This is a genomic window from Streptomyces sp. Xyl84, from assembly GCF_059731885.1.
The window spans coordinates 1060010-1081594 of record NZ_AP029182.1 but is presented as its reverse complement, the minus strand read 5'-3'; the positions used below and the strand labels follow the sequence as shown (position 1 = coordinate 1081594).

The window sequence follows — 21585 nt, the reverse complement described above, 5'->3', positions numbered from 1 at the left end:
CTGCCAGTGACCACCGAAGCGTACGTGTACGACGCGATCCGCACCCCCCGCGGACGCGGCAAGGCGAACGGCGCCCTGCACGGCACGAAGCCCGTCGACCTGGTCGTCGGCCTCATCCACGAGATCCGCCGCCGCTTCCCGGACCTCGACCCGGCCGCCGTGGACGACATCGTGCTCGGGGTCGTCGGCCCCGTCGGCGACCAGGGCTCCGACATCGCCCGCATCGCCGCCATCGCCGCGGGACTCCCGGACACCGTCGCCGGCGTACAGGAGAACCGCTTCTGCGCCTCGGGCCTGGAAGCCGTCAACCTCGCCGCCGCCAAGGTGCGCTCCGGCTGGGAGGACCTGGTCCTGGCGGGCGGCGTCGAGTCGATGTCCCGGGTGCCGATGGCCTCGGACGGCGGCGCCTGGTTCAACGACCCGATGACCAACCTGGCCACCAACTTCGTGCCCCAGGGCATCGGCGCCGACCTCATCGCCACCATCGAGGGCTTCTCCCGCCGCGACGTGGACGAGTACGCGGCCCTGTCCCAGGAGCGCGCGGCCACCGCCTGGAAGGAGGGCCGCTTCGAGCGCTCCGTGGTGCCGGTGAAGGACCGCAGCGGCCTCACCGTCCTCGACCACGACGAGCACCCGCGCCCCGGCACCACCGCCGACTCGCTGGCGAAGCTCAAGCCGTCCTTCGCCGACATCGGCGAACTCGGCGGCTTCGACGCCGTGGCGCTCCAGAAGTACCACTGGGTGGAGAAGATCGACCACGTCCACCACGCGGGCAACTCCTCCGGCATCGTCGACGGCGCCTCCCTGGTCGCCATCGGCTCGCGGGAGGTCGGGGAGCGTCACGGCCTCACCCCGCGGGCGCGGATCGTCTCCGCCGCCGTCTCCGGCTCCGAGCCCACCATCATGCTCACCGGGCCCGCCCCGGCCACCCGCAAGGCGCTCGCCAAGGCCGGCCTGAGCATCGACGACATCGACCTGGTCGAGATCAACGAGGCCTTCGCGGCGGTCGTGCTGCGCTTCGTGAAGGACATGGGCCTGAGCCTGGACAAGGTCAACGTCAACGGCGGCGCCATCGCGCTGGGCCACCCCCTCGGCGCCACCGGCGCGATGATCCTCGGCACCCTCGTCGACGAACTGGAGCGCCAGGACAAGCGGTACGGCCTCGCCACCCTGTGCGTGGGCGGCGGCATGGGCATCGCCACCATCGTCGAGCGCATCTGACCCCCTCCCGACGGATCACCTGGAGCCCCTCCTCATGACCACCGAGTCCACCACCATCCGCTGGGAACAGGACGACACCGGTGTCGTCACCCTCGTCCTCGACGACCCGGACCAGTCCGCGAACACCATGAACCAGGCGTTCCGCACCTCGCTCGCCGCGGTCGCGGACCGTCTGGAGGCCGAGAAGGACACCGTCCGCGGCGTCATCGTCACCTCCGCCAAGAAGACGTTCTTCGCCGGCGGCGACCTGCGCGACCTGATCCGCGTCACCCCCGAGACCGCCCAGGACCTCTTCGACGGCGGCATGGCGATCAAGCGCGACCTGCGCCGCATCGAGACGCTCGGCAAGCCCGTCGTCGCCGCGATGAACGGCGCGGCCCTCGGCGGCGGCTACGAGATCGCCCTCGCCTGCCACCACCGCGTCGCCCTGGACGCCCCGGGCTCCAAGATCGGCTGCCCCGAGGTCACCCTCGGCCTGCTGCCCGGCGGCGGCGGAGTCGTCCGCACCGTCCGGATGCTCGGCATCACCGACGCCCTGCTGAAGGTGCTCCTCCAGGGCACCCAGTACAACCCGCGCCGCGCCCTGGAGAACGGCCTGGTCGACGAGGTCGCCGACACCCGCGAGGACATGCTCGCCAAGGCCCGCGCCTTCATCGACGCCCACCCCGAGTCCGCCCAGCCCTGGGACCGGCCCGGCTACCGCATCCCCGGCGGCACCCCGTCCCACCCGAAGTTCGCCGCCAACCTGCCCGCCTTCCCGGCCAACCTGCGCAAGCAGACGGGCGGCGCGCCCTACCCCGCGCCGCGCAACATCATGGCCGCCGCCGTCGAGGGCGCCCAGGTCGACTTCGAGACCGCCCAGGTCATCGAAGCCCGCTACTTCGTCGAGCTGGCCGCCGGGCAGACCTCGAAGAACATGATCCAGGCGTTCTTCTTCGACCTCCAGGCGGTCAACTCCGGTGCCAACCGCCCCCGGGGCGTCGAGCCCCGCCCGGTCCGCAAGGTGGCCGTGCTCGGCGCCGGGATGATGGGTGCGGGCATCGCCTACGCCTGCGCCCGCGCGGGCATCGAGGTCGTCCTCAAGGACGTCTCCCTGGAGGCCGCCGTCAAGGGCAGGGGCTACTCCGAGAAGCTGTGCGCCAAGGCCGTCTCCCGGGGCCGTACCAGCCAGGAGAAGGCGGACGCGCTGCTCGCCCGCATCACGCCCACCGCCGACGCCGCCGACCTCGCGGGCTGTGACGCGGTGATCGAGGCGGTCTTCGAGGACACGGCGCTCAAGCACAAGGTGTTCCAGGAGATCGAGCACGTCGTCGCCCCGGACGCGCTGCTGTGCTCCAACACCTCCACACTGCCCATCACCGCACTCGCCGAGGGCGTGCAGCGGCAGGGCGACTTCATCGGGCTGCACTTCTTCTCGCCCGTCGACAAGATGCCCCTGGTGGAGATCATCAAGGGCGAGCGCACCGGCGAGGAGGCCCTGGCCCGCGCCTTCGACCTGGTCCGGCAGATCAACAAGACGCCGATCGTCGTCAACGACTCGCGCGGCTTCTTCACCTCCCGGGTGATCGGCCACTTCATCAACGAGGGCGTCGCCATGGTGGGCGAGGGCATCGAGCCCGCCTCCGTCGAGCAGGCGGCGGCCCAGGCCGGCTACCCGGCCAAGGTGCTCTCGCTCATGGACGAGCTGACCCTCACCCTGCCCCGCAAGATCCGGCGCGAGTCGAAGCGGGCCGTCGAGGAGGCGGGCGGCACCTGGGTCATGCACCCCGCCGAGGCCGTCATCGACCGCATGGTCGACGAGTTCGGCCGCACCGGCCGCAGCGGCGGCGCGGGCTTCTACGAGTACGGCGACGACGGCCGGCGCGCCGGCCTGTGGCCGGGCCTGCGCGAACACTTCACCAAGGCGGGGCACGAGATCCCGTTCCGCGACATGCAGGAGCGGATGCTCTTCTCCGAGGCGCTGGACACGGTCCGCCTCCTGGAGGAGGGCGTCCTGACCTCCGTCGCCGACGCCAACATCGGCTCGGTCTTCGGCATCGGCTTCCCCGGGTGGACCGGGGGCGTCCTGCAGTACATCAACGGCTACGACGGCGGCACCGGGGGAGCGACCGGTCTGCCCGGCTTCGTGGCCCGCGCGCGCGAACTGGCCGAGCGCTACGGCGAGCGGTTCACCCCGCCCGCCCTGCTGGTCGCCAAGGCGGAGAGGGGGGAGACCTTCACCGACCAGCGCTGAGCCACGGCTCAGGCGGAGGGCGTGCCCGGCGGCGCGCCCTCCTTGGGGGCATCCTCCGCCCGGGCCTCCCGCGCCTCGTCCGCCCGGGCCTCGGCTCGATGCTCACCGGCCCGGGGCCCGGGCCCGGCGTCCGCCTCGGGGGAGCCGACCCACTCCCGCAGCTCCTCCTTCAGCGACCGCTGGAAGGTGGTCAGCAGCGCCTGCACCACCAAGGGGTGCATATGGGCGGACAGGGACTTCACGTCCTTCGTGCCGCGTTCGGCCACCGCGTCGCGCAGCAGCCCCGACAGTTCGCGCGCCGCCGCCCGCGCGTGGTCGATCAGCGCCGTACGGGCCGCGAGCACGGTCTCCTCGGACAGCGGTACGTCGAGCAGCTCCACCCCGAGCCGCAGCAGCCCGGCGTCGACGCGGAAGGAGTCGTCCTCCCGCGCCAGCACGCTCATCGCCGCCAGCCGCTCCACGTCCTCGTCGGTGAGCGGCCGGCCGGCGCGCCGCTCCAGTTCCGGCCGTGAGAGCATCTCCATGCTCTCCGGTGCCCAGGAGGCGACCACCGCGCGCTGCACGGCCAGGTCGTGCGGGCTGAGGCCGGGCGGGAGCAGGCGCAGATGGCGTTCGATCGCCGCGAGCGTCATGCCCTGGTGCTGCATCTCCTCGATCAGCGCCAGCCGCGCGAGGTGGTCCCGGCCGTAGTGGCCCACCCGGCGCGGACCGATCGCGGGCGGCGGCAGCAGGCCCCGGCCGGCGTAGAACCGCACCGTGCGCACCGTGACGCCGGCCCGCGCGGCCAGCTCGTCGATGGTGAGGACCGGCTCGCCGGTGTCGGTCGTCGTCATGTGCAGCAGTATCGCTGTCTCACCAGTCGTGTGAAAGCGGGTGACCGATCTGCGTGGATAGTGTGAGAAGTCCCCCTCTGTGACGTACGCCATCGCATGGCAGCTGATCTCTCTGGGAAGCTGCTTGCCTGGTCTGTACCGCGTACCCAGTGGTGCACGCCGGAATCGTACGGACACCCGGGCGCACCCCGCTCGGCCCCCAGAGAGTGGATACCACCGCGTGAGCAAGGACTCCGTGCACACGGAACAGGTCGCCGACCGTCCCCGGGCGACCGCGACCCCCGCCGACGCGGGCGACGCCGGTTACAGCAAGGACCTCAAGCACCGCCACGTCAACATGATCGCCATCGGCGGCGCGATCGGCACCGGCCTCTTCCTGGGCGCCGGCGGCCGGCTGCACTCGGCGGGACCGGCGCTGGCGCTGACCTACCTGGTCTGCGGCGTCTTCGCGTTCTTCGTCGTGCGCGCCCTGGGCGAGCTGGTCCTGTACCGCCCCTCGTCCGGATCCTTCGTGTCGTACGCGCGCGAGTTCCTCGGCGAGAAGGGCGCCTACGTCGCCGGCTGGATGTACTTCCTGAACTGGTCGACGACCGGCATCGCCGACATCACCGCCATCGCGCTGTACACGCACTACTGGAGCTTCTTCACGCCCGTCCCGCAGTGGGTGCTGGCGCTGATCGCCCTCGCCGTCGTCCTCACCGTGAACCTGATCTCGGTGAAGATCTTCGGTGAGATGGAGTTCTGGTTCGCGATCGTCAAGGTGGCCACGCTGGTCGCGTTCATGCTGATCGGCATCTTCCTGCTGGCCACCCAGCACAAGGTGGACGGCGCGACACCGGGCCTCAGCGTGATCAGCGACCACGGCGGACTGCTCCCGCACGGCGCCATGCCGGTGGTCCTCGTCATGCAGGGCGTGATCTTCGCGTACGCCGCCCTGGAACTGGTCGGCGTCGCCGCCGGCGAGACCGCCGAGCCCGAGAAGGTCGTCCCGCGCGCGGTGAACTCGATCATGTGGCGGGTCGCCCTGTTCTACGTCGGCTCGGTCGTCCTGCTCGCCCTGCTGCTGCCCGGCTCGGTCTACTCGGGCGACGAGAGCCCCTTCGTCACCGTCCTGTCGAAGATCGGCGTCCCCGCGGCCGGTGACGTCATGAACCTGGTGGTCCTCACCGCCGCCATGTCCTCGCTGAACTCCGGCCTGTACTCCACCGGCCGCATCCTGCGCTCCATGGCGATGGCGGGCTCGGCGCCGAAGTTCACCCGCGTGATGAGCCGCAGCCAGGTGCCCTACGGCGGCATCCTGCTGACCTGCGCGGTCTGCGTGCTCGGCGTCGGCCTGAACTACCTGGTGCCCAGCCAGGCCTTCGAGATCGTGCTGAACGTCGCCTCGCTCGGCATCGTCAGCACCTGGGTGATCATCATGATCTGCCACCTGGTCTTCGTCCGCCGGGCGAAGGCGGGCCTGGTCGACCGGCCGCACTTCCGCCTGCCCGGCAGCCCGGTCACCGAGATCGCCACGATCGCCTTCCTGCTGGCCTGCCTCGGCCTGATGTGGAACGACCCGGACGTGGGCCGCAAGACCCTCTTCCTGATCCCGCTGATCGCGGTGCTCCTGGTCGGCGGCTGGTTCGGCGTCCGCCGCCGCGTCACACAGCAGTCCGCCGAGGCCCCCTCCCTCACGAAGTAGCGGTTCACCCGGCGTCCCGGCCGGTGCGAGGTGATCGAGGCCGGCCGGGCCCGGCTCGCCGCAGGTTCGGCCGGGCCCGGCCGCACGGCCACCGTCCAGGGGCCGGACCGCGCCGGTGCGCAGCGGTCCGGCCGGTGCTCACCTGGCGTGGACGGAGTTCGTCGCCTCGATCTTCTTCCACGACCTCGGCTGCGCCGGGGCCGCCGCCGGTGCCGCGGCGAAGGAGGCCGCGCGCGCGGCGGGGGCGGCCGGCTTCACCGGCTGGAACAGCCAGGTGTCGAAGAGCGCGGCCAGCGGCTTGCCGGAGACCTGCTCGGCGTACTTCTGGAAGTCGGCCACGGAGGCGTTGCCGTAGGCGTGCTGCTGGGGCCACCCCTTCAGCAGGGCGAAGAACGCCCGGTCGCCGATCGCGTTGCGCAGCGCCTGGATGGCGACGGCCCCCCGGTCGTAGACCGCCGCGTCGAACTGGTTGTCCGGACCCGGGTCACCCGGCTTCACCGTCCAGAAGGCGTCGTCGGCCGGGTGCGAGGCGTACACGTAGTCCGCCAGCTCCTGCGTGGTGCCCTCGCCCTCGTGCTCGGACCACAGCCACTGCGCGTACCGCGCGAAGCCCTCGTTGATCCAGATGTCCTTCCAGCCCTTGAGGGACACGCTGTCCCCGTACCACTGGTGGGCCAGCTCGTGCACCACGACGGAGGTGTTCGAGCCGTTCGCGAACTGCTTCGGGCTGTAGTAGACGCGTGACTGGGTCTCCAGCGCGTACCCGGTCGTCGTGTTCGGCACGTACCCGCCCGCCGAGCTGAACGGATACGGCCCGAAATAGCCGCTCAGCCAGTCGACCAGCTCCCCGGTGCGCTCCACGCTCGCGCGGGCCGCCCCGTCGTTGTCGCCGAGGTCCTTGCTGTAGGCGTTGATCACCGGGACACCGCCCTCGGACGTACCGGTGGTGATGTCGAACTTCCCGAGCGCCAGCGTGGACAGGTAGGTCGCCTGCGGCTTGTTCTGGCGCCAGTTGTAGCGGGTCCAGCCCAGCTTCGAGGAGACCGACTGGAGGGTGCCGTTGGAGATCGCCTGGGTGCCGTCCGGGACCGCCACCGACACGTCGTAGGTGGCCTTGTCGCTGGGGTGGTCGTTGCTCGGGAACCACCACCAGGCGGCCTCGGGCTCGTCGGCCGCGACCGCGCCGTCGGGGGTGCGGTGCCAGGTGGAGAACCCGTAGGCGCTCTTCGTCGACGGCACCCCGCGGTAGCGGACGACCACCGTGACCGGCGTGCCCTTCGCCAGCGGGCTCCTCGGTGTGACGACCAGCTCGTGCTGGCGCGCGGTGGTGAAGGCCGCCTTCGTCCCGTTGACCCGTACCTCGCTGACGTCCAGCAGGAAGTCCAGGTCGAAGCTGGACAGGTCCTGCGTGGTGCGCGCCGAGATCGTCGCCGTGCCCTCCAGCTCGTCCGTCGCGGGCTGGTACGTCAGCCGCAGGTCGTAGTGGGAGACGTCGTAGCCGCCGTTGCCGTAGTCGGGGTAGTAGGGGTCGCCGATGCCCGGTGCGCCGGGGGAGTGGCTCGCGGCCGACGCCGGGATCGCCAGCAACAGGGAGGCCGCCGCCAGAGTGCCCGGCACGATGATTCTGCGGTGCACGTCAGCTCCAAGTCCTAGGGGAACGAAGTCTGTTCGGAGCCTATTGAGTCCCCGGCGACCCAGGCATGTCCATGGTCACTGCTGTCACATGATCGCCATTCGGCCGTCACGAGGGAAGCAGCTCCCGTGCGCGGCCGGGCACTCGCGTGCACTCCCGCACCCCCGCGGTGCCCCTTCCGCCCCTGCTGTCCCCTCCGCCCCGGCAACACGTCAGTTTCCCCCTTCTGCACGGCAGTTGCCCCCTGTACCGTCCCGCTCATGCCGAACAGCACGCGCATGACGACCTGGAGATCGATCGCCCTGACGGTCGTCGCCGTCCTGGCGACCGCACTCCTCAGCCCGGCGGCGCACGCCGCGCCGCACGACGGCCCGGCCCCGCGCGAGAGCCGCCCCGTCTACTCCTACACGAACGCCGTCCGCGAGTCCGTCTGGGTCGACACCGGCCTCGACGGCGACGGCGACGGGCACAGCGACCGCGTCGCCGCCGACATCGTCCGGCCCCGCGAAGCGGCCCTGCAGGGCCGGAAGGTGCCCGTCATCATGGACGCCAGCCCGTACTACTCCTGCTGCGGGCGCGGCAACGAGAGCCAGCTGAAGACCTACGACGCCGACGGCCGCGTCGTGCAGATGCCGCTGTTCTACGACAACTACTTCGTGCCCCGCGGCTACGCCGTCGTCGGCGTCGACCTCGCCGGCACCAACCGCTCCGACGGCTGCGTCGACGTCGGCGGCCGCTCCGACGTCCAGTCCGCCAAGGCCGTCGTCGACTGGCTGAACGGCCGGGCCCGCGCCTACACCACCCGCACCGGCTCCACCCCGGTCGAGGCCGGCTGGACCGACGGGAGGACCGGCATGATCGGCAAGAGCTGGGACGGCACCATCGCCAACGGCGTGGCCGCCACCGGCGTCCAGGGCCTGAAGACCATCGTGCCGATCAGCGCCATCTCCTCCTGGTACGACTACTACTTCGCCCAGGGCGCCCCGCTGTACGGCTCGGGCCCCGACTGGCTCTCCGACGCGGTGGAGAGCGACGCCGCCCACGCCCACTGCGCCGCCGTGCAGAAGAAGCTCGTCGACGGCGCCCCGCGCACCGGCGACTGGACGCCCCTGTGGACCGAGCGCGACTACGTGAAGGACGCGGCCAAGGTCAGGGCGAGCGTCTTCCTCGTCCACGGCATGCAGGACCTCAACGTGCGCACCAAGAACTTCGGCCAGTGGTGGGACGCCCTCGCGAAGAACGGCGTGCAGCGCAAGATCTGGCTCTCCCAGACCGGCCACGTCGACCCCTTCGACTACCGCCGCGGCGCCTGGGTCGACACCCTGCACCGCTGGTTCGACCACGAACTCCTCGGCTACCGCAACGGCGTCGACCGCGAGCCCATGGCCGACATCGAACGCCGGCCCGACCAGTGGGTGACCTCCGCCGTCTGGCCGCCGCGCGGCACCGCGACGGCCACGCTGCGCCCCGCGCCCGGCACCCGGGCCGGCGTCGGCAGCCTCGGCCTGCGCCCGGCGCACGGCACCGAGACGTTCACCGACGACCCGAAGCTGAGCGAGACGGACTGGGCCGCGCGGATCGACACCGCGACCCCGGACAAGGCCGGGTTCGTCACCGGGCCGCTCCGCCGCGACCTGCGGCTGTCCGGCTCCTCCGAGGTCACCGTCCGAGCGACGTCCACCACCACGAGCGCCCACCTGTCCGCCGTCCTCGTCGACCTCGGACCCGACACCATCCGGGACTACGCCGACGCCGCCGAGGGCATCACCACCCTCGCCGACCGCACCTGCTGGGGCGCGAGCACGGCGGGCGACAGCGCCTGCTACAAGGAGACGGCGGCGAAGACGACCCAGGTCGGCTTCACGGTCCTCAGCCGCGGCTGGGCCGACCTCGGCCACCACACCCCCGACGGCAAGGGCGGCCCGCTGGTCCCGGGCAAGGCGTACACCCTCACCCTGGACCTGGCGCCGACCGACCACGTCGTGCCCCGGGGCCACCGCCTGGCGCTGATCGTCGCGGGCACCGACAAGGACCTCATCGACCCGCCGTCCACCACCCCGACGCTCACCCTCGACCTGGCGCACACCTCGGCCAGGGTCCCGCTGGCCGGTGGCGCGGCGGCGTTCGCCGCCGCCACGGCGGGCAGCACCCCGTCCGCCACCGCCGTGACGCCGTCCGCCCCGGCGCCCCGGCCGCTGGACGGCGTACGCGCACAGCGCCCCGCGCACCCGCTGCCCGGGCGGTGACACGGCGCTGAAGCGGCGGCGACGAGCAGGTCAGGCGGCCGGGAGGACAAGCCCGGCCGCCTGCCGCGCACAGCCCCAGGCCACGGTGACCCCGGCGCCGCCGTGGCCGTAGTTGTGCACCAGCGCACGCCCGTCCGCGAGCGCCGTCCGCTCCAGCCGCACACCCGAGCGGCGGGCCGGGCGCAGCCCGACCCGGTGCTCCAGCACCCGCGCACCGGCGATCTCCGGCCGCAGCGCCGCGCACCGTGCGACGATCCGCTCGGCCACCCGCGGATCCGGCTCCCGCGACCAGGAGTCCTCCTCGGCCGTACCGCCGAGCAGCAGACCGCCCGGCTGCGGAATGAAGTAGGTGGAGGACGCCGAGACGTCGTCGACGGCGGTCAGCCAGGTCGTGATCCCCGGGTTCTCCACGACGACGAGCTGACCGCGCACCGGATACACCTCCGGATCCGGCACCAGGTCGCGGGCGCCCAGCCCCGCGCAGTTCACGACCACCGGGGCGTCCACGGCGGCCAGGTCCGTCACCGTCCGCTCCTGAACCGCACCGCCCGCAGCCCGCAGCCGCTCCCGCAGCCACGGCAGATGAACCGACATGTCGACCAGCGGCAGCCGCGCCCACAGCGCCGTCCCCGCGTACTCCCCGGGGTGCGCCGGGCGCAGTCCGGGCACCTGCGCGGCCCACGGCCCGAGCTGCTCCGGCCGGGTCCCGCCGTGCACTCCCTCGACCATCCGCACGCCGGTCTCCTGCGGCCGGGCCGCCAGCTCCTCGTACACGGCGAAGGACCGCAGTGCCCAGTCACCGACGAGCGACTCCGGCTCGATCCGGTACGGCCACCACAGACCGCCGGCGACGGCCGAGGTCGTCCGCTCGGCGGGCTCCCGCGTCCACACCCGCACCCGCCGGCCGCCCTCGGCCAGCACCACGGCGGTCGTCAGTCCTATGACCCCGCCGCCGACCACCACCACGTCACCGTTCACTCCAGTGTCCATACGGGGACCGTAGCCGACGGTGCCAGGACCGGCCCCGCCCGCCCGTCCCGGCCGCCGCGGGCCCGCACGACCGGAACGGGAGGACCTAAGATCGGCGGTCTGATGACTGCCACCCTCGTCGCCAAGAACCTCGCCGCCGGACACGGCGACCGCGCGCTCTTCTCCGGGCTCGACCTCGTCGTCGCGCCCGGGGACGTGATCGGTCTCGTCGGTGCCAACGGCGCGGGCAAGTCCACGCTGCTGCGCATCCTCGCCCGCCTGCACACCCCCGAGCAGGGCGAACTCACTCTCTCCCCGCCGACCGCGACCGTCGGCCACCTGCCCCAGGAGCCGGAGCGCCGCCCCGGCGAGACCGTCCGGGAGTTCCTGGCCCGCCGCACCGGCGTCGCCGACGCCCAGCGGGCCATGGACGAGGCCACCCAGGCCCTCGTCGACGGCGCCCCCGGCGCGGACGACACCTACGCGAGCGCCCTGGAGCGCTGGCTCGGCCTGGGCGGCGCCGACCTCGACGAACGGGCCGAGGAGACCGCCGGCTCGCTGGGCCTGGCCGTCGACCTGGACCAGGCGATGACGTCGCTGTCCGGCGGCCAGGCGGCCCGCGCCGGACTCGCCTCCCTGCTCCTGTCCCGCTACGACGTCTTCCTCCTCGACGAGCCGACCAACGACCTCGACCTCGACGGCCTGGAACGTCTCGAACGCTTCGTCACCGGCCTGCGCGCCGGGACGGTCGTCGTCAGCCACGACCGCGAGTTCCTCACCCGCACCGTCACCAAGGTCCTCGAACTCGACCTGGCCCAGGGCCGGGTCAACCTCTTCGGCGGTGGTTACGCGGCCTACCTGGAGGAGCGCGAGGTCGCCCGCCGGCACGCCCGCGACGACTACGAGGAGTACGCCGACAAGAAGGCGGCCCTCCAGGAGCGCGCGCAGACCCAGCGGGCCTGGATGGACAAGGGCGTCAAGAACGCCCGCCGCAAGGCCGGCAACGACAACGACAAGATCGGCCGCAAGTTCCGCAGCGAGGCCAGCGAGAAGCAGGCCGCCAAGGCCCGCCAGACCCAGCGCATGATCGAACGCCTGGAGACCGTCGAGGAGCCCCGCAAGGAGTGGGAGCTGCGCATGGAGATCGCGGCGGCCCCCCGTTCGGGCGCGGTCGTCGCCACCCTGCGCGACGCGGAGGTGCGGCGCGGCCCGTTCGTGCTCGGCCCCGTCTCCCTCCAGATCGACTGGGCGGACCGGGTGGCGGTCACCGGGGCCAACGGGGCGGGTAAGTCCACCCTGCTGGCGGCCCTGCTCGGCCGCCTCCCGCTGGACGCGGGGCACGCGGCCGTGGGCTCCGGAGTCCTGGTCGGCGAGGTCGACCAGGCCCGCCGCCTGTTCCACGGCTCCGAGTCGCTCCTGGACGCCTTCCGCGCGGCGGTCCCGGACACCGAACCGGCGGAGGTGCGCACCCTGCTCGCCAAGTTCGGCCTGAAGGCGGACCACGTACTGCGGCCCGCGGCGACCCTCTCACCGGGCGAGCGCACGCGGGCCGCGCTCGCCCTGCTCCAGGGCAGGGGCGTCAACCTGCTCGTCCTGGACGAGCCGACCAACCACCTCGACCTGCCGGCCATCGAGCAACTGGAGTCCGCCCTCGACGCCTACGAGGGCACCCTCCTCCTGGTCACCCACGACCGCCGCATGCTCCAGGCGGTGCGGACCACCCGCCACCTGGAAGTGGCCGATGGCAAGGTGACGGAACACTAGGTGGTGTGTTGTCCCGCGACGCCTGGCACGCGCGCTCGCCGCGTTGCCGGGATCGACCACGTACGCCCGGTACGAGGACGACCCTCCGCCTCGCGATCACACGCACCGGACGCCGCGGGGCCCGCCCTCCGGGCGGACAGCGCCACTTTCGAAACACGCCCCAGAGGTTCGGCGGCCCGGGCGTCGGTGACGGCGCGAACCCGGGCCCGGTCGTCAGGCCGGGACCCGGATCCCGTCAGGTCAGGACCCGGCCCGGTCGGCACGCCCTTGTCCGGTACCTGCCCGGAGGCGGCCACGGGCGCCTCGGCCAGGGGGCCTTACACTCGGCAACCGTTGCCCACCGGAGTGAAGCCGCAGACAGAAAGGCATGGTTGCCCATGTTCCAGGACGCCCCCATCTACCACCAGCTGGTCGCGGAGCGCGGTGACGTACCCGCGCGCGTCCGTGACGCGGCCACGAGCATACGGCGCGAACTCGACCAGGTGATGCGGACGGGGCAGCCGTCGGGCGCCTTCGAGCCCGGCCCCGGGGCGCGGAACGCCTCCCCACGGCCGCACTCCGCGCTGCCGCCCGGCCAGACTCCGCGATAGCGGCCCCGTCCACGGCGCCCGTCCCGCCCGCGCGTCCCCGGCAGTGACGCGCGCCGGACGGCGGACCGCCGCGACGCGGCCACCGGGCCCGGCCCACCGCACCACGCGGGGGCCGGGCCCGCGGTACGTCAGCTACGGCCCTTGTCCGAGTCCAGCAGACCGGCCCGGCGCAGCGCGTCCGCCATGGCGCTGTTGGCCGGCGCCGGCGCCTGACGCGAGCCGCCCGCACCGCCACCGCCACCGCCGCCACCGCGGCCCTGGCGCTGCTGCGGCGGCCGGCCGCCGCGCCGGCGCGGCTCACCGCCGCCGCCCTGTCCCTGACGGTCCTGCGGCGCCGCCTCGTCGTCCAGGCGCAGGGTCAGCGAGATCCGCTTGCGCGGGATGTCGACGTCCAGCACCTTCACCTTGACGATGTCGCCGGGCTTGACCACGTCCCGCGGGTCCTTGACGAAGGTCTTCGACATCGCCGACACGTGCACCAGACCGTCCTGGTGCACACCGACGTCCACGAACGCGCCGAACGCCGCCACGTTCGTCACGACGCCTTCCAGGACCATTCCCGAGGACAGGTCGGAGATCTTCTCCACGCCCTCCTTGAAGGTGGCCGTCCTGAAGGCGGGCCGCGGGTCGCGCCCCGGCTTCTCCAGTTCCTTGAGGATGTCGGTGACCGTGGGCAGGCCGAACGTGTCGTCGACGAAGTCGGCCGGCCGCAGCGAGCGCAGCACACCCGTGTTCCCGACGAGGGAGGCCACCTCCTGGCCGGTGGTCTTCACCATCCGGCGCACCACCGGGTACGCCTCCGGGTGCACGCTGGAGGCGTCCAGCGGGTCGTCGCCGCCGCGGATGCGGAGGAAGCCCGCGCACTGCTCGTAGGCCTTCGGACCGAGCCGCGAGACCTTCTTCAGCTGGGCGCGCGAGGTGAACGGGCCGTTGGCGTCGCGGTGCGCCACGATGTTCTCGGCGAGCGAGCCGGTGATGCCGGAGACCCGCGAGAGCAGCGGCACGGACGCGGTGTTGACGTCCACCCCGACACCGTTCACACAGTCCTCGACCACCGCGTCCAGGGAGCGGGACAGCTTCACCTCGGACAGGTCGTGCTGGTACTGGCCGACACCGATCGACTTCGGGTCGATCTTCACCAGCTCGGCCAGCGGGTCCTGCAGCCGGCGCGCGATGGACACGGCGCCGCGCAGCGACACGTCCATCCCGGGCAGCTCCTGCGAGGCGTACGCGGAGGCGGAGTACACGGACGCGCCCGCCTCGGACACCATCACCTTGGTGAGCTTCAGCTCCGGGTGCCTGGTGATCAGGTCACCGGCGAGCTTGTCGGTCTCCCTGGACGCCGTGCCGTTGCCGATCGCGACCAGTTCGACCGCGTGCTCCCGGGCCAGGCGCGCCAGCGTGGCGATGGCCGCGTCCCACTTGTTGGCCGGGACGTGCGGGTGGATGACGTCCGTGGCGACGACCTTGCCGGTCGCGTCGACCACGGCGACCTTCACACCCGTACGGAAGCCCGGGTCCAGGCCCAGCGTCGCGCGGGTGCCCGCCGGGGCGGCCAGCAGCAGGTCACGCAGGTTGGCCGCGAACACGTTCACCGCCTCGTCCTCGGCGGCCGTCCGCAGCCGCAGCCGCAGGTCGATGCCGAGGTGGACGAGGATCCGGGTGCGCCAGGCCCAGCGGACCGTGTCGGTGAGCCACTTGTCGGCGGGCCGGCCGCGGTCCGCGATGCCGAAGCGGTGCGCCACGATCGCCTCGTACGACGACGGGCCGTCGGTGGGCTCCTCGGGTTCCAGGACGAGGTCGAGGACCTCTTCCTTCTCGCCGCGCAGCATCGCCAGGATCCGGTGCGAGGGAAGCTCGGTGAACGGCTCGGCGAAGTCGAAGTAGTCGGCGAACTTCGCGCCCGCCTCCTCCTTGCCCTCGCGCACCTTCGCGGCCAGCCGCCCGCGCGTCCACATGCGTTCGCGGACCTCGCCGATCAGGTCGGCGTCCTCGGAGAACCGCTCGGTGAGGATCGCGCGGGCCCCGTCGAGCGCGGCCTGCGGATCGGCCACCCCCTTGTCCGCGTCCACGAAGGCCGCCGCCGCGGCCAGCGGCTCCACGCCCGGGTCGCCCAGCAGGCCGTCGGCCAGCGGCTCCAGGCCCGCCTCCCGCGCGATCTGCGCCTTGGTCCTCCGCTTCGGCTTGAACGGAAGGTAGATGTCCTCCAGCCGCGCCTTGGTCTCGGCGCCCCGGATCCGCGCCTCCAGTTCACCGGTGAGCTTGCCCTGCTCGCGCACGGAGTCCAGGATCGCGGCCCGCCGGTCCTCCAGCTCCCGCAGATAGCGCAGCCGTTCCTCGAGCGTGCGCAGCTGCGCATCGTCGAGCATCTCGGTCGCTTCCTTGCGGTAGCGGGCGATGAAGGGCACCGTCGAACCGCCGTCGAGCAACTCCACGGCGGCCCTGACCTGCCGCTCCCTGACGCCGAGTTCCTCGGCGATCCTGCCTTCGATGGACCCTGCTGCGAGGGACCCGGGTGTCGTCACGTTCCGGTACCGCCTTCTCCACTTCGGGTTGCGCCGCAATTGTGGCAGGCGGCACCGACATCCGGGGATCAGGGCGGTCCCCGGCGGGCGCGTCGCCACGGCGGAACCGGGCGCCCGCGGCCCGGCCGGCCCGGCGGCCGCATGGCCGGAAAGGTGGGAAACCCGTCGTTGCGGCCACCGTCGCGCCCGCCCAGAATCGACGGCATGGCGCAGCGAACCGTTCTCGTCGTCCTCTTCGACGGCGTGCAGAGCCTGGACGTCACCGGCCCCCTGGAGGTGTTCGCCGGAGCCGAGAAGCACACCCCGGGCTCCTACCGGCTCCGTACGGCCTCGCTGGACGGCGCCCCGGTGCGCACCTCCAGCGGCCTGAGTCTCATACCGGACACCGCGCTCACCGGCGCGCCCCGGGCGCACACCCTCCTCGTCCCCGGCGGCGAGGGCACCCGTCGGCCGGATCCGCTCCTGGTCGAGTGGGTGCGCGCGCACGGCCCGCGCGCGGCCCGGCTGGTCTCGGTGTGCACCGGCGCGATCCTGCTGGCCGAGGCGGGTCTGCTGGACGGGCGCCGGGCCACCACGCACTGGGCGTACTGCGCGAAACTCGCCCGCGACCATCCCGCGGTCCGGGTCGAGGCCGACCCGATCTTCGTACGGGACGGCCACGTGGCCACCTCGGCCGGTGTCACCGCGGGCATCGACCTGGCCCTCGCGCTCGTCGAGGAGGACCTGGGCCGCGACACCGCGCTCACCGTCGCCCGCCACCTGGTGGTCTTCCTGCGCAGACCCGGAAACCAGGCGCAGTTCAGCGCGCAGCTCACCGCGCAGACCGCCCACCGCGAGCCGCTCAGGGACGTCCAGCAGTGGATCACCGAGCACCCTGCCGGCGACCTGACCGTCGAGGCGCTCGCCGCCCGCGCCGCCCTCTCCCCGCGCCACTTCGCCCGCGCCTTCCAGGCCGAGACGGGCATGTCCCCGGGCCGGTACGTCGACCGGGTCCGCCTGGAACACGCCCGGCGGCTGCTGGAGGACACCGCCGACGGCATCGCGCAGATCGCCCGCGCCAGCGGCTACGGCACGCCCGAGGCCATGCGGCGCGCCTTCCTGCGCACGCTCGGCGCGTCACCGGCGGAGTACCGGCGCCGCTTCCGCCCGGCGCACGCCAGCATCTGACCTCCTCTCCACGGCGCTCCCCGCGCTCCCCGTGCGGCCCGCCGACCGTCCGCCGCGCACCCCCCGGCCGTTCACCGGCCGCGGCCGCACCGTGCGGCTCACCGAAGGGAAGACCATGCAGATCGCCATCGTCCTCTACGACCGCTTCACCGCGCTCGACGCCGTCGGCCCCTACGAGACGCTGGGCCGCCTGCCCGGCGCGGACACCGTCTTCGTCGCCGAGCGGACCGGACCGGTGCGCACGGACACCGGGAACCTCGCCCTGACCGCCGACCGCACCCTCGCCGACGTACCGTCCCCCGACATCGTGGTCGTTCCCGGCGGTCCCGGACAGCGGGCGCGGATGGACGACGCGGCCCTCCTCGACTGGCTGCGCGCCGCCGACGCCACCAGCACCTGGACCACCTCCGTGTGCACCGGCTCCCTGCTGCTGGGCGCGGCCGGACTCCTGCGCGGCCGGCGCGCCACCTCGCACTGGCTGGCCCTCGACCACCTCGCCTCGCTCGGCGCCCAGCCCACCGGCGAGCGGGTGGTCACCGACGGCAAGTACGTCACCGCCGCGGGCGTCTCCTCCGGCATCGACATGGGCCTCACCCTGCTCGGCCGCATCGCGGGCGACGAGACGGCCCAGGCCGTCCAGCTCCTCACCGAGTACGACCCCCAGCCGCCCTACGACGCGGGCTCCCCGCAGAAGGCCCCTGCCCACCTCGTGGAGAAGTTCCGCGCCGACAGCCGCCCCTACCTCCGGTAGAGCACGCGCGCCATGCCCCGGCCCGCGCTCCCCGCCCCTACTCGGCACTCCAGGTGAAGCGCGGCGCCCGGCGTTCCAGGAACGCGGCGACGCCCTCGGCGGTGTCGCCGCTGCCGCGAGCCTGGGCGGCCCAGTGGGCGTCGCGGTCCGTGCGGCCGTCCGCGAACTCCTTGGCCGCCGCCTGCGTCAGCGGCGAGCGCACGGTCAGGAGGCGGGTGAACTCCGCGACACGGTCGTCCAGTCCGCCCTCGGGCAGCACCTCGTCGACCAGCCCGGTGCGCAGCGCCCGCCGCGCGCCGATCAGCTCGCCGGAGAACAGCAGGTACTTGGCGGTGGCCGGGCCCACCAGGGACACCAGCCGGCGGGTCGCGGAGGCGGGATAGACGATCCCGAGTCTGGCGGGCGTCACCCCGAACAGCGCGCCCTCCTCGGCGAACCGCAGGTCACAGGCGGCCGCGAGCTGCGCGCCGCCGCCGACGCAGTGCCCGCGCACGGCGGCCAGGGTCGGTCTGGGGAAGGCGGCGAGCGCCTCCTCGGCGAGCACGGCGAGTTCCTGCGCCTCGGCGGGCGACTCGCGCAGCGTGGAGATGTCCGCACCGGCGCAGAACGTCCCCTCCGCGCCCGTCAGCACCAGCACCCGTACGCCCGGGTCGGCCGCCAGGCGGTCCAGGAGCGGCGGCAGCGCCCGCCACATGGCCGTCGTCATCGCGTTGCGCTTGGCCGGATGGTGGACGACGACGGTGGCGACCGCGTCGGTGACGTCGTGCAGCAGCTGCGGCTCCATGGCCGGATGCTATCGGCTCGATCGCGCGTTCGATCACGGCCGGGCCGCGGAGGGAACCCGTACAACCCGAAAAGTTCGCAAACGCGGCGCCGGTCGAGCAGAACCGGTCCAGGTCGGGGCCGTGGACGACTGAAACGATCGGAAAGGGCCGGGAACCGGCCGACTTGCGTTCAGTCCTTGGGGTCGCGCGCCGCGGTACCAACACTCGTCGTGTGGTGACAATCGAGCGCGAGGGTGGCGACCGGACGATGGACGACCACGGGCGTGGGGACGGCCCGCGCCCAGCAGGCGGTACAGCGGCCCCGCTGGACGGCGTGCCGCCGCCTCCGCCGGCCCCCCTGGACGGCGCGCCGCCGCCCCCGCCGGCCCCGATGCCGTACGAGGGTGTCTGGCGGTTCACCGCTCCCGCGGTCGACGCCTCCGTGCCGCAGGCCCGGCACGCCGTGCGCGACCTGCTGCGCCGCCAGGGCGTACCCGCCTCGGGCGACCTGGTCCACGGCCTGCTGCTGATCGTGTCCGAGCTGGTCACCAACGCCGTCCGGCACGCGGCGGTGCTGTCGCCGATGCTCGCCGTGGAGGTCGCCGTCGGTGCCGACTGGCTGCGGGTCTCCGTCGAGGACGGCCACCCCTACCGGCCGACCGCGCTGGAGACCGACCACGGCCGCACCGGCGGCCGCGGGCTGCTGCTCGTCCGCGAGATCGCGCGGGAGGCGGGCGGCGTCTGCGACGTCGAGCACACGGCCGGCGGCGGCAAGGTGATCTGGGCCGCCCTGCCGCTCACCCCCGCGCCCCAGGTGTATTGACTACACCCCGGGAAAGGGGCCGCGAGGACCCCGGCCGGGCTCACCAGCCCGCGGGGCCGGTCAGCTCCCTGATCGCCGGGCGGGCCGCGTCGAGCACGGTCATGAACCACGCGGAGAACGGGTCGCGCGCGTGCCGCGCGGCCAGTTCCCCGGGCGCCACGAACACGGTGTCGGCGATCTCCTCCGGGTCCGGCCGCAGCGGGGACTGCACCAGGCCGACGAAGAGGTGGTTGAACTCCTGCTCCACCAGGCCCGACGCGGGGTCCGGGTGGTTGTAGCGGACGGTGCCCGCCTCGGCGAGCAGCGTCGGGGAGACGCCCAGCTCCTCGTACGTCCGCCGGGCCGCCGCCGCGAAGGGCGCCTCGCCGGGGTAGGGGTGGCCGCAGCAGGTGTTGGACCACACACCGGGGGAGTGGTACTTGCCCAGCGCCCGCTGCTGGAGCAGCAGGCGGCCCTGCTCGTCGAAGAGGAACACGGAGAAGGCGCGGTGCAGCTGCCCCGGCGGCTGGTGCGCGGCGAGCTTCTCCGCGGTGCCGATCGTCACGCCGCCCTCGTCGACGAGTTCCAGCAAGATCGCGTCCGCGGTGCCGTTCGACGAGCTGTGCGTCGCGGTGGCAGGTGTGATCGGCATACCCATCCTTCGCATCGGTCCTCGAGCCCCAAGTCTGCCGCACGGAACCGGCACTCCCGGCACTTCCCGGGTACCCGCATGTCCCCGCGGCACCGCGCCCGGGGCGGGCGCGGCGGTCACCGGACGGTCACCGCAAGAGGGACCCGGTTACTGATCGTGCCCTGCCGGACGCCACCGGAACCGTCCGGGCACCCCGGCGGACCGGGGGCCGAAAGGGCGCTCAGTGGCACAGACGCGCCTCGTGCTCGGCATGCCCGCCGGGCTCCAGCTGGAAGGTGCAGTGTTCCACGTCGAAGTGGTGGCCGAGGCAGCCCTGCAGTTCGTGCAGCAGCTTTTCGTGACCGACCGCGCTCAGTACCTCGGAACTGACCACCACGTGCGCGGACAGGACCGGAAGCCCGGAGGTGATCGTCCAGGCGTGCAGGTCGTGCACGTCCTCGACGCCGTCCAGCGCCAGGATGTGCGCCCGCACGTCGTCCATGTCGACGTTCTTCGGGGCCGCCTCCAGCAGCACGTCCAGGGTCTCGCGCAGCAGCTTGACCGTGCGCGGCACGATCAGCAGGCCGATGGCCAGGGAGGCGATCGGGTCGGCGGCCTGCCAGCCGGTGAGCAGGATGACCGCCGCCGAGACCATCACGGCCAGCGAGCCGACCGCGTCCGCGGCCACCTCCAGGAACGCTCCGCGCACGTTCAGGCTCTCGCGCTGGCCGCGCATGAGCAGGGCCAGGGAGACGGAGTTCGCCACCAGGCCGATCAGACCGAACACGATCATCAGCCCGCCGTGCGTCTCGGCGGGCTGCACGAACCGCTGCACCGCCTCGTACAGGACGTACCCGCCCACTCCGAGCAGCAGCAGGCAGTTGGCGAGCGCGGCCAGGATCTCGGCGCGGGCGTAGCCGAACGTGCGGTTTCCGCTCGGCGGCCGGTTCGCGAAGTGGATGGCGAGCAGCGCCATGCCCAGGCCGAGGGCGTCCGTCGCCATGTGGGTGGCGTCGGCCACCAGCGCGAGGGAGTCCGCGAGCACGCCGCCGATGATCTCCACCACCATGACGGCGAGCGTGATCGACAGCGCGATGCGCAGCGTGCCGCGGTGGGCGGCCGCCGCCGTGCCGGTGGCGCCGTGCGCGTGCCCGTGGTCGTGACCGGCCCCCATCAGCCTCTCCGTCCTCGTGGGTCCCGCCCGGATCCCCGCCGGGCGGGACCCAGTCAACTACGGGTGGGGGGTATGGGGCAACGCGGCACTGAACACCGTTGTCATGTGCCCTGACCTGCGCAAACGATCCGCAGGTCAGAACGTTTCGGCAGAGGCGGCACCGCGTGTCGGCGGGCGCGTCGCCGGGCGGGGGGCAGACGGCGCGGGGGTGGCAGGACGGCGGGCGGCCCCGCGGCGGGCGGCGATGCCGTGACCGGCCCGGCGCCCGGCGGCCGGGACGGTGCCGCCCCGCCCGCCGCCTCCCGCACCGTCCGCCAACCGCCTGCCACCACCGCCCACCCACCGTTCAGCCGTGGCCCGCCGTGCCGCCCGGCCCCCTTCCGTCCCTCGCCCCGCCGTCCCCGCACCGCCCGCGCCGCGCGTTCGCGGTGAATGTCCGATCTGGTGCGGAGTTTGTGAGGCGGCGCCCCGATCACCGATGATGATCTCGGCGCAGGCTGCGGCAGATGACGTCGATCGGCCCGTGAACGGGCGGTGAACGCGGGCTTCCCGGCATCCGATAGCCTCTGCCGACATGCCGCCCGGCCGCCCCGGGGCA

16 protein-coding genes are annotated in these 21585 nt (G+C 73.1%); 9 read left to right on the top strand and 7 right to left on the bottom strand.

Annotation, left to right across the window (positions count from 1 at the left end):
- Nucleotides 1-6 precede the first annotated feature (6 nt).
- Nucleotides 7-1221 (top strand): acetyl-CoA C-acetyltransferase, encoded by a 1215-nt coding sequence (locus AC6I72_RS04635; protein WP_497999584.1) that lies wholly within the window; start codon nt 7-9, stop codon nt 1219-1221.
- A 34-nt stretch (nt 1222-1255) separates the two neighbouring features.
- On the top strand, nt 1256-3454 hold the full coding sequence (locus AC6I72_RS04630) for a 3-hydroxyacyl-CoA dehydrogenase NAD-binding domain-containing protein (protein ID WP_497999583.1): 2199 nt from the start codon (nt 1256-1258) through the stop codon (nt 3452-3454).
- Between the two features lie 8 nt (nt 3455-3462).
- Here the strand turns inward: AC6I72_RS04630 and AC6I72_RS04625 are convergent, their stop codons facing one another.
- Nucleotides 3463-4287, bottom strand: a complete 825-nt coding sequence (locus AC6I72_RS04625) for a MerR family transcriptional regulator (RefSeq protein WP_497999582.1) — start codon at nt 4285-4287, stop codon at nt 3463-3465.
- Between the two features lie 220 nt (nt 4288-4507).
- Here AC6I72_RS04625 and AC6I72_RS04620 point away from each other — a divergent pair, with 220 nt between their 5' ends.
- The gene (locus AC6I72_RS04620; protein WP_497999581.1) at nt 4508-5971 is read left to right on the top strand and encodes an amino acid permease; all 1464 of its coding nucleotides are present in this window, start codon (nt 4508-4510) and stop codon (nt 5969-5971) included.
- A 138-nt stretch (nt 5972-6109) separates the two neighbouring features.
- On the opposite strand, the gene AC6I72_RS04615 is transcribed toward AC6I72_RS04620, so the two are convergent.
- Nucleotides 6110-7606: a M1 family metallopeptidase gene (locus tag AC6I72_RS04615; protein WP_497999580.1), complete on the bottom strand. Its 1497-nt coding sequence runs from the start codon at nt 7604-7606 to the stop codon at nt 6110-6112.
- A gap of 258 nt (nt 7607-7864) precedes the next feature.
- On the opposite strand from AC6I72_RS04615, the gene AC6I72_RS04610 reads away from it, so the two are divergent.
- Nucleotides 7865-9850 (top strand): Xaa-Pro dipeptidyl-peptidase, encoded by a 1986-nt coding sequence (locus AC6I72_RS04610; protein WP_497999579.1) that lies wholly within the window; start codon nt 7865-7867, stop codon nt 9848-9850.
- Between the two features lie 30 nt (nt 9851-9880).
- Here the strand turns inward: AC6I72_RS04610 and AC6I72_RS04605 are convergent, their stop codons facing one another.
- Nucleotides 9881-10840: an NAD(P)/FAD-dependent oxidoreductase gene (locus AC6I72_RS04605; RefSeq protein WP_497999578.1), complete on the bottom strand. Its 960-nt coding sequence runs from the start codon at nt 10838-10840 to the stop codon at nt 9881-9883.
- A gap of 102 nt (nt 10841-10942) precedes the next feature.
- Here AC6I72_RS04605 and AC6I72_RS04600 point away from each other — a divergent pair, with 102 nt between their 5' ends.
- On the top strand, nt 10943-12583 hold the full coding sequence (locus tag AC6I72_RS04600) for an ABC-F family ATP-binding cassette domain-containing protein (protein ID WP_497999577.1): 1641 nt from the start codon (nt 10943-10945) through the stop codon (nt 12581-12583).
- Between the two features lie 377 nt (nt 12584-12960).
- Nucleotides 12961-13173, top strand: coding sequence for a hypothetical protein (locus tag AC6I72_RS04595; protein ID WP_366728039.1), 213 nt, complete (start codon nt 12961-12963; stop codon nt 13171-13173).
- A 128-nt stretch (nt 13174-13301) separates the two neighbouring features.
- Here AC6I72_RS04595 and AC6I72_RS04590 read toward each other — a convergent pair whose 3' ends face one another.
- A complete protein-coding gene (locus AC6I72_RS04590) occupies nt 13302-15698 on the bottom strand; it encodes a Tex family protein (RefSeq protein ID WP_497999576.1) in 2397 nt (798 codons plus the stop codon).
- Between the two features lie 204 nt (nt 15699-15902).
- Here AC6I72_RS04590 and AC6I72_RS04585 point away from each other — a divergent pair, with 204 nt between their 5' ends.
- Nucleotides 15903-16865 carry a GlxA family transcriptional regulator gene (locus tag AC6I72_RS04585; protein WP_497999575.1) on the top strand — a complete coding sequence of 321 codons (963 nt, stop codon included), beginning with the start codon at nt 15903-15905 and terminating at the stop codon, nt 16863-16865.
- Nucleotides 16866-16980: 115 nt separating this feature from the next.
- Complete coding sequence (locus tag AC6I72_RS04580; protein WP_497999574.1) at nt 16981-17616, top strand: DJ-1/PfpI family protein; 636 nt, start codon at nt 16981-16983, stop codon at nt 17614-17616.
- 37 nt (nt 17617-17653) lie between these two features.
- On the opposite strand, the gene AC6I72_RS04575 is transcribed toward AC6I72_RS04580, so the two are convergent.
- A complete protein-coding gene (locus tag AC6I72_RS04575) occupies nt 17654-18400 on the bottom strand; it encodes an enoyl-CoA hydratase/isomerase family protein (RefSeq protein WP_497999573.1) in 747 nt (248 codons plus the stop codon).
- A 248-nt stretch (nt 18401-18648) separates the two neighbouring features.
- Here AC6I72_RS04575 and AC6I72_RS04570 point away from each other — a divergent pair, with 248 nt between their 5' ends.
- Nucleotides 18649-19203 carry an ATP-binding protein gene (locus AC6I72_RS04570; protein ID WP_498004590.1) on the top strand — a complete coding sequence of 185 codons (555 nt, stop codon included), beginning with the start codon at nt 18649-18651 and terminating at the stop codon, nt 19201-19203.
- Nucleotides 19204-19243: 40 nt separating this feature from the next.
- Here the strand turns inward: AC6I72_RS04570 and idi are convergent, their stop codons facing one another.
- Together idi and AC6I72_RS04560 are read right to left on the bottom strand one after the other, a co-directional pair.
- The gene (idi, locus tag AC6I72_RS04565) at nt 19244-19834 is read right to left on the bottom strand and encodes an isopentenyl-diphosphate Delta-isomerase (RefSeq protein WP_497999572.1); all 591 of its coding nucleotides are present in this window, start codon (nt 19832-19834) and stop codon (nt 19244-19246) included.
- A gap of 220 nt (nt 19835-20054) precedes the next feature.
- Nucleotides 20055-20987, bottom strand: coding sequence for a cation diffusion facilitator family transporter (locus AC6I72_RS04560; RefSeq protein ID WP_497999571.1), 933 nt, complete (start codon nt 20985-20987; stop codon nt 20055-20057).
- Between the last annotated feature and the right edge of the window lie 598 nt (nt 20988-21585).

Coding starts and splice junctions, on each gene's coding strand:
- AC6I72_RS04570 (WP_498004590.1), top strand. CDS start 18,649: ATGGACGACCACGGGCGTGGGGACGGCCCGCGCCCAGCAGGCGGTACA.
- AC6I72_RS04595 (WP_366728039.1), top strand. CDS start 12,961: ATGTTCCAGGACGCCCCCATCTACCACCAGCTGGTCGCGGAGCGCGGT.
- AC6I72_RS04605 (WP_497999578.1), bottom strand. CDS start 10,840: ATGGACACTGGAGTGAACGGTGACGTGGTGGTGGTCGGCGGCGGGGTC.
- AC6I72_RS04585 (WP_497999575.1), top strand. CDS start 15,903: ATGGCGCAGCGAACCGTTCTCGTCGTCCTCTTCGACGGCGTGCAGAGC.
- AC6I72_RS04630 (WP_497999583.1), top strand. CDS start 1,256: ATGACCACCGAGTCCACCACCATCCGCTGGGAACAGGACGACACCGGT.
- AC6I72_RS04575 (WP_497999573.1), bottom strand. CDS start 18,400: ATGGAGCCGCAGCTGCTGCACGACGTCACCGACGCGGTCGCCACCGTC.
- AC6I72_RS04625 (WP_497999582.1), bottom strand. CDS start 4,287: ATGACGACGACCGACACCGGCGAGCCGGTCCTCACCATCGACGAGCTG.
- AC6I72_RS04610 (WP_497999579.1), top strand. CDS start 7,865: ATGCCGAACAGCACGCGCATGACGACCTGGAGATCGATCGCCCTGACG.
- idi (WP_497999572.1), bottom strand. CDS start 19,834: ATGCCGATCACACCTGCCACCGCGACGCACAGCTCGTCGAACGGCACC.
- AC6I72_RS04560 (WP_497999571.1), bottom strand. CDS start 20,987: ATGGGGGCCGGTCACGACCACGGGCACGCGCACGGCGCCACCGGCACG.
- AC6I72_RS04600 (WP_497999577.1), top strand. CDS start 10,943: ATGACTGCCACCCTCGTCGCCAAGAACCTCGCCGCCGGACACGGCGAC.
- AC6I72_RS04580 (WP_497999574.1), top strand. CDS start 16,981: ATGCAGATCGCCATCGTCCTCTACGACCGCTTCACCGCGCTCGACGCC.